The 3,148-nt window shown below is 67.3% G+C and carries 4 protein-coding genes; 3 read left to right on the top strand and 1 reads right to left on the bottom strand.

What is annotated here, in order from left to right; all coding sequences use genetic code 11:
- From pyrF to dapB, 3 genes are all read left to right on the top strand, one after another.
- A partial coding sequence (gene pyrF, locus DYI24_RS24045; protein ID WP_164574111.1) for an orotidine-5'-phosphate decarboxylase occupies positions 1-466 on the top strand: 466 nt, incomplete at its 5' end.
- A 24-nt stretch (positions 467-490) separates the two neighbouring features.
- Complete coding sequence (locus tag DYI24_RS24040) at positions 491-799, top strand: DUF1330 domain-containing protein (protein WP_164574110.1); 309 nt, start codon at positions 491-493, stop codon at positions 797-799.
- A 94-nt stretch (positions 800-893) separates the two neighbouring features.
- Positions 894-1,709, top strand: coding sequence for a 4-hydroxy-tetrahydrodipicolinate reductase (gene dapB / locus DYI24_RS24035; RefSeq protein WP_107342575.1), 816 nt, complete (start codon positions 894-896; stop codon positions 1,707-1,709).
- A gap of 81 nt (positions 1,710-1,790) precedes the next feature.
- Here the strand turns inward: dapB and gpmI are convergent.
- The coding region (gpmI, locus tag DYI24_RS24030; protein ID WP_205523664.1) for a 2,3-bisphosphoglycerate-independent phosphoglycerate mutase at positions 1,791-3,148 on the bottom strand (1,358 nt) is incomplete at its 5' end.

Genomic DNA, 3,148 nt, shown 5'->3' with positions numbered 1-3,148 from the left:
GAGCCATCTCGGCGCCAGCTTCCTCACCGTCCATGCCTATCCGCAGACCATGAAGGCCGCGGTCGAGGCCCGCGGCTCCTCCAAGGTGAAGATCCTCGCCGTCACCGTGCTGACCTCGTACGACGACCGCGATCTGGTGGACGCCGGCTATCGGTTCGGCGTACGCGATCTGGTCGAAGCCCGCGCCCGCCAGGCGCAGGCGGTCGGCGTCGACGGTCTGGTCTGTTCACCGGAAGAAGCCGCGCATCTGCGCGGCATCGTCGGTGCCGAGATGGATCTGGTGACGCCGGGCATTCGCCCCGCAGGTGCCGCGGCCGGCGATCAGAAGCGGATCATGACGCCTGCCAAGGCGATCGCTGCCGGCGCCAGCTATCTGGTGGTCGGCCGGCCGGTGCTGGACGCGCCCGATCCCAAGGCCGCGGCGGATGCGATCGTCGCCGAGATCACCGCCGCACGCGGATCATAACAAACAACAAGGGAGAGCTTTGAGATGCCCAAGGGCTACTGGGTGGCGCGGATGGACGTGCACGACCTCGACGGCTACAAGCGCGACTATGTCGCCCATAACGGCGCGGTGTTCGCCAAATACGGCGCCAAGTTTCTGGTGCGCGGCGGCACGTTCGAGGCCAATGAAGGGCCGGCGCGATCGCGCAATGTGGTGATCGAATTCAAGGACTACGAGACCGCGCTCGCCTGCTACCACTCGCCGGAGTATCAGGTGCTGATCAAGGCGCGCTCGCCGTTCTCGCAGGGCGAACTGGTGATCATCGAGGGTTATGACGGGCCGCAGCCGTCCTAACGTCGAGACGAAACGCCGCCGCCCCAGCGCTCGGTAAGTTGCCGGACGCGGGGCCGGCGGTTATACCGCGGCATTGAACAAGGATGCTCAGCCGATGTCCGATATGCGCCTGATCGTTGCCGGAGCCGGTGGCCGCATGGGCCGGGCGCTGACCCGCGCCATTAGCGAGACCGAGGGCGTGGTGCTGACGGGCGCCCTGGAGTCGCCGAATTCCGAGCTGCTCGGCAAGGATGCCGGCACCCTCGCCGGCCTGTCCGCCAACGGTGTGCTGCTGTCGGCCGACCTGTGGTCGCTGTCGGCGAATGCCGACGGCATCGTCGATTTCACCGTGCCGCAGGCCACCATCGCCAATGTGGCGATCGCGGCGCAGCGCGGTATCGCCCACATCATCGGCACCACCGGACTGTCGGCCTCTGATAACGCGGTGATCCAGAGCGTCACCAATCGCGCCGTGGTGGTGAAGTCCGGCAATATGAGCCTCGGCGTCAATCTGCTGGCCGCGATCGCCAAGCGCGTGGCGCAGTCGCTCGACGACAGCTTCGACATCGAGATCGTCGAGATGCATCACCGCGCCAAGGTCGATGCGCCGTCCGGCACGGCGCTGCTGCTCGGCGAAGCGGTGGCGGCCGGCCGCAAGATCGATCTCGCGACCCATTCGGCTCGCGGCCGCGACGGCCTCACCGGCGCCCGCAAGCCCGGCGATATCGGCTTTGCGTCGCTGCGCGGCGGCACCGTCACCGGCGATCACACCGTGATCTTCGCCGGCGCCTCGGAGCGGATCGAACTCACCCACAAGGCCGAAGATCGCATGATCTTCGCCCACGGCGCGCTGACGGCGGCGCGCTGGGCCAAGGACAAGAAGCCCGGCCTGTATTCGATGGCCGACGTGCTCGGCCTCGGCGACATCTGAAGTCCGCGTCGATTCGTTGAGCGTTTACTGAGGCGGGCCGTTCGGCCCGCCCCTCGCAGCGCTTCAGCTGCTCGATCAATCCTAGCCGATCAGCGACTTACCGGTCATCTCGGCCGGCTGCGGCAATTCCATCAGCTTCAGCAGGGTCGGGGCGAGGTCGGAGAGCTGGCCGTCGCTCAGGGGGCCGTTGTCGCCGACCAGCAGCACCGGGACCGGATTGGTGGTGTGCGCGGTGTGCGGGCCGCCGGTTTCCGGATCGCGCATCATCTCGCAATTGCCGTGGTCGGCCGTCACCAGCAGAGCGCCGCCGGCCTTGCGGATCGCCGCGACGATACGGCCGAGCTGGGTGTCGACGGTCTCGACCGCCTTGATCGCCGCCGGCAGGCTGCCGGTGTGGCCGACCATGTCCGGATTGGCGAAGTTGAGGACGATCAGGTCGTACTTGCCGGACTCGATCGCGGCGACGGCCTTGTCGCCGAGCTCCGGCGCCGACATTTCCGGCTGCAGATCGTAGGTTGCTACCTTCGGCGACGGCACCATGATCCGGTCTTCGCCCGGATAAGGCACTTCCTCGCCGCCATTCAGGAAGTAAGTGACGTGCGGATATTTCTCGGTCTCCGCCATCCGGAGCTGATGCAGGCCGGCGTCGGCGACCACTTGGCCGAGGCCGTTCACCAGGCTTTGCGGCGGGAAGATCGTGCCCATCAGCGCATCGAGCGCGGTCGAGTACTGCGTCAGGCCGACGGCGGCTGCGATCTTCTTCGCCTGCTTGCGCGGAAAGCCTGCGAACGCGCGATCGAGCAAGGCGGCAAGGATCTCACGCACCCGGTCGGCGCGGAAGTTGAAGCACAGCACGCCGTCGCCATCGCGCATGCCCTGATAATCGCCGACGACGGCCGGCACGATGAACTCGTCGTTCACCCCGGCCGCATAGCCGTCCGCGATCACCGCGTCGGCATTCGCAAACCGCGGCCCGTCGGCATCGGCGATCACCCCATAGGCCTTGGACACGCGCTCCCAGCGGTTGTCGCGGTCCATCGCGTAATAGCGGCCGCTGACCGTGGCGATCGGCACATTCGGCGGCAGGTCGGCGCGCAGCCGCACGATGTCGTCGACCGCGGATTTCGGCGGCGTATCGCGGCCGTCGGTGAAGGCATGGAGCACCGTCGGCACGCCGGCCTTGGTCAGGATCCGGGCCAGGGCGCAAGCGTGGTCCTGGTGCGAATGCACGCCGCCGGGCGAAACCAGGCCCATCAGGTGGCAGGTGCCGCCGCTGGCGCGCAATTTTTCGATGAACGTCACCAGACCTGGCGCCCGCTCGATCTCGCCGCTGGCGATGGCGTCGCTGATCCGCGGCAGATCCTGCATCACCACGCGGCCGGCACCGATGTTGAGATGACCGACCTCGGAATTGCCCCTTGCTCTTATACCCCTCCGAC

It is taken from the genome of Rhodopseudomonas sp. BR0C11 (genome assembly GCF_010820945.1).
GTDB classification, from domain to species: domain Bacteria; phylum Pseudomonadota; class Alphaproteobacteria; order Rhizobiales; family Xanthobacteraceae; genus Rhodopseudomonas; species Rhodopseudomonas palustris_H.
This window is presented reverse-complemented; position numbering and strand designations above follow the sequence as displayed.